Annotated in this window: 7 protein-coding genes; 6 read left to right on the top strand and 1 reads right to left on the bottom strand. The window is 29.5% G+C overall.

What is annotated here, in order from left to right:
- Complete coding sequence (gene ytvI / locus CLLU_RS18115; protein WP_106011154.1) at window positions 1-1,056, bottom strand: sporulation integral membrane protein YtvI; 1,056 nt, start codon at window positions 1,054-1,056, stop codon at window positions 1-3.
- A gap of 225 nt (window positions 1,057-1,281) precedes the next feature.
- Here ytvI and CLLU_RS18120 point away from each other — a divergent pair, with 225 nt between their 5' ends.
- The 6 genes from CLLU_RS18120 to rpsR all read left to right on the top strand — a co-directional run bounded on the left by CLLU_RS18120 (window position 1,282) and on the right by rpsR (window position 3,771).
- Entirely contained in the window at window positions 1,282-1,527 is a 246-nt protein-coding gene (locus tag CLLU_RS18120) for a putative Se/S carrier protein (protein WP_106011155.1), read from the top strand.
- A 15-nt stretch (window positions 1,528-1,542) separates the two neighbouring features.
- On the top strand, window positions 1,543-2,433 hold the full coding sequence (locus CLLU_RS18125; protein ID WP_106011156.1) for a mechanosensitive ion channel family protein: 891 nt from the start codon (window positions 1,543-1,545) through the stop codon (window positions 2,431-2,433).
- Window positions 2,434-2,436: 3 nt separating this feature from the next.
- On the top strand, window positions 2,437-2,646 hold the full coding sequence (locus CLLU_RS18130; protein WP_106011157.1) for a DUF951 domain-containing protein: 210 nt from the start codon (window positions 2,437-2,439) through the stop codon (window positions 2,644-2,646).
- Between the two features lie 110 nt (window positions 2,647-2,756).
- Window positions 2,757-3,044 (top strand): 30S ribosomal protein S6, encoded by a 288-nt coding sequence (rpsF, locus tag CLLU_RS18135; protein ID WP_106011158.1) that lies wholly within the window; start codon window positions 2,757-2,759, stop codon window positions 3,042-3,044.
- Window positions 3,045-3,056: 12 nt separating this feature from the next.
- The gene (locus CLLU_RS18140) at window positions 3,057-3,497 is read left to right on the top strand and encodes a single-stranded DNA-binding protein (RefSeq protein WP_106011159.1); all 441 of its coding nucleotides are present in this window, start codon (window positions 3,057-3,059) and stop codon (window positions 3,495-3,497) included.
- Window positions 3,498-3,516: 19 nt separating this feature from the next.
- Window positions 3,517-3,771, top strand: a complete 255-nt coding sequence (gene rpsR, locus CLLU_RS18145; RefSeq protein WP_106011160.1) for a 30S ribosomal protein S18 — start codon at window positions 3,517-3,519, stop codon at window positions 3,769-3,771.
- The last annotated feature ends 106 nt before the right edge of the window (window positions 3,772-3,877 follow it).

The following is a 3,877-nucleotide window of genomic DNA, read 5'->3' on the forward strand; positions in this document are numbered from 1 at the left end:
CTATAACATATCCAGTTTTCTAAATATATTAAAAAAAATAACTAGGAAAATGCAAAATATCACACCCGAAAGTCCATTTATCTTTAACCCAATGAATAGGGATGCTAGAACTGCTACAGGATGTATACCTAAAGAAGAAGATACTATTTTAGGTTCAATAATTTGCCTTATAATTGAAACTAAAAGATAAGATATTATAAGGCCAATGCAGATTACATAATTGTGCGCAATTATCAGATAGATAAGTGCCAGGGGGATATAGATTACTCCTATCCCTATAATAGGAAGTATGTCTGCTATAGCACATATTATACTTAGTATTAATGCATATTTTATTTTAAATATTGAAAATACTATTAAAGTTTCTATAAAAGTAAGTGAAATAATTATCATATAAGATAATAAATAATTTCCAATCATTTTTTTACTTTCATTATATATTTTAGCAAGGTTAGCTGTTTTATTATCCGGTATCAAATTGGATATATTTGTCTTAGATGAAGTCATATCTTTTGTAAAAAAATATGTAGTCAGCAATGTAAAGAGTATTACCATCAATAGATAAGGTATTGTAGCCACTAAATTTACTAAATAGCTTACTAATTTACCGGAAAAATTCATTGCTACGTTAGACGCCTTGGTAATGAAACTTGTAAAGTTCCCCTCAAAAGTATTTATTATGTATGGATCTAGATTATTATAGTATTTCTGCAGGTTATACAGAGAATTATATAGTTCATTGTAGTTATTGGAAATATATATCTGAACATTTTTACCAAATTGTACAGCTTCTTGAGCTATCATTATTATTCCCAGAGATAAGACAAGCAATATTATTGCAAAAAATACTGTAGTTGTAATTAAGGAAGCAATGCCATTTTTTATCTTAAACTTTTTTGTAATAAACAGTGTTGGTCTCCTAAGTATGAGTGCACATATCAGAGCTAATACAAAAGGCAGAGTATAGTCAATGGTGTTAAAAAACAATAAAAATATTAATGTGTAGATTATAAAAAATAAAGCAATTTTATCAATTTTGTTTATCAGTTCTTTCACAGTAGTAATAACAACTCCTTTTTATTTTTTACCAGGCATTAATGGCTATTTGGAAAGAATTAAAATACCATATATTTTATAAACTTGTAGTAATATTTCTGTTATAATAATATATAAAATAGTAAAGTATTTATCTACAATTATAAACTAATAAATTATTCTTGTACATAAAGAAATAGAAAAATTTTACAGGAGGTTACAGTTTTGTAAAACTGGTCTACAATTATGAAGGAATATTATATAATAATTTTTAAAAATACTCATGATGTTATAAATGGGGAAAAATTTTTAAAGGAAAAAGGCGTAAAGGTTAATGTAATGCCGACGCCGGCTCTCATTACCCAAAGCTGCGGAATAAGTATAAAAATTGATAGCGAATATATAGATATGGTAAAAAAATTTGTTGAACAAGATCAATTAGTGGTTAAAAATATCTACAGGAGAAATGATAGGGGATATACACAATTGTGATTTTGGAGGTAAAATATGTTGAGCAGCAATGCTTTTTCTTTTTTAAAAATTATAGTTGAAGAAGATGCTATTAAAATAGGAAGAATATCTATAAATAAGGAAAGTATTTTCAATTTTCTAGAAGTAGCTTTAAAGATAGTGGTTATATTAATTCTCATGTATGTGATAATCAAGCTGGGAAATAGAATTATAACGAAGTATGTCTCAAGGCAGAAAGATTTTAGAATTTCATTGGATGATAAAAAGGCTAAAACGGTTGGAGCAATTTTAAAAAGTATATTGAGATATTCAGTATATTTTTTTGGAGTATTTACCATAATTACGGTGATATCCCCTAAAGTGGGTGCTACTGGATTAACTTTTGCCGGGATAGGTGGAGTTGCAATTGGATTTGGAGCGCAAAATCTTATAAAAGATATTATAAATGGTTTTTTTATATTATTTGAGGATCAATTTTCAGTAGGAGATTATGTCACGATAGATGATAGGGATGGTGTGGTGGAAAGTATAGAGCTTAGAATTACTAAAATAAGAGATTTTAATGGAGATCTTCATATAATACCAAATGGACTTATCACAAAAGTCACCAATCATTCCAAAGGTAATATTAGAATTATGGTGGATGTAGAAATTTCATTTCAGGAGGATATTAACAGAGTTATAAAGTTATTATCGAATTTATGCAATAAATTTGAGGAAGAGAATAGTTCAATTACAGAAGGGCCTATTGTGCAAGGAGTAACGAAAATTATAGATGATAAAGTGACAATTAGGATATTTGGCAGGACAAAACCAATGACACAATGGAATATGGAAATGAAGCTTAGGAGGGAAATTGGAGAAATGCTCAAAGTGGAAAATATAAAGACTCCTTGTTTGTCAATAAAACTATTAAAGGAGGAATAGCATATGAAGAAAGTTTTTTATATGGGTGATATAGTTGAAATGAAAAAAGGTCATCCTTGTGGAAGTAATGAGTGGCAAATAATAAGGCTGGGGGCCGATATAAAAATTAAATGTTGTGGGTGTGGAAGAATAGTGATGCTTCCTAGAAACAAATTTTCTAAAAATGTAAAAAAGATTATCAGACAGAACCCCGATGAGACAAAAGATGTATAAATAAAATTTTGAAATTAATTGATTTTATTGCACATGAGTGGTAGAATAAAGAATTGTAATCCCTGCTGTAAGAATTACAGCCATTAGTCCGAAGGGAGGAGGTGGAATCAATGAAAAAATACGAAACTATATTTATATTACATCCATCATTAGATGAGGAAGCTTTTAAGTCCAATGTGGAAAAATTTAAGGGTGTAATAGAAAATGGTGGAGGAGTAATAGAAAACGTTGATGTTTGGGGTAAGAGAAAACTTGCCTATGAAATAAATAAGATTAACGAAGGATATTATACCTTAATAAATTTCAGCGGCGATTCTAAATTGCCAAAGGAATTGGATAGAATATTTAGAATTACAGACACAGTTATAAGACATATAATAGTAAAGGATGAAAAATAGGTGGTGTTTTAATTGAATAAAGTTGTTTTGATTGGAAGATTAACTAAAGATCCGGAACTGAGATTTACACCAGGAATGGGTAAGGCTGTTACTACCTTTACTATAGCCGTTGATAGAAGGTTTTCTAAAGATGGGCAAAGAGAGGCCGATTTTATTCCTATTGTTGTATGGGGAAAACAAGCTGAGTCTACAGCAAATTATATGAGCAAAGGAAAGCTTATAGGTGTTAGTGGTAGAATCCAGACTAGAAATTATGAAGCTAAAGACGGTAGTAGAAGATATGTCACGGAAGTTATTGCAGAAGAAGTTCAATTTCTTGAATGGGGAGAAAAGACTTCAAGTAATTTTAATAATGAAAATCCATCGGGAAATTCAAATAAATCCAAGGGATTTGATGAAGAGATTTATGGAGAGGATATTACACCTGTTGATGATGGAGATATCCCATTTTAAAGGTAAGGAGGATAGGTTTATGCCAAATAGAGAAGGCGGAAGAAGAAATTCTGGAAAGATGAGAAGATCTAAAAGAAAAGTTTGTGCTTTTTGTGCGGATAAAGCTGAGTCTATAGACTATAAAGATATAAATAAGTTGAGAAAATATGTTACAGAACGAGGAAAAATTCTTCCAAGAAGAATTTCCGGAAACTGTGCAAAACATCAAAGAGAGCTCACTGAAGCTATAAAAAGAGCTAGGAACATAGCATTATTACCGTTTACTACAGAGTAAATTTTAGGGGTGAAGAATTTTTTATTCTTCACCTTTTTTATATTTAAAAACATAATAATTTTTTAAATTGCCATTTTAACTTAATATTATATTCTAACTTATGTAT

The sequence above is a fragment of the Clostridium luticellarii genome, from assembly GCF_002995845.1.
GTDB lineage: Bacteria > Bacillota > Clostridia > Clostridiales > Clostridiaceae > Clostridium_B > Clostridium_B luticellarii.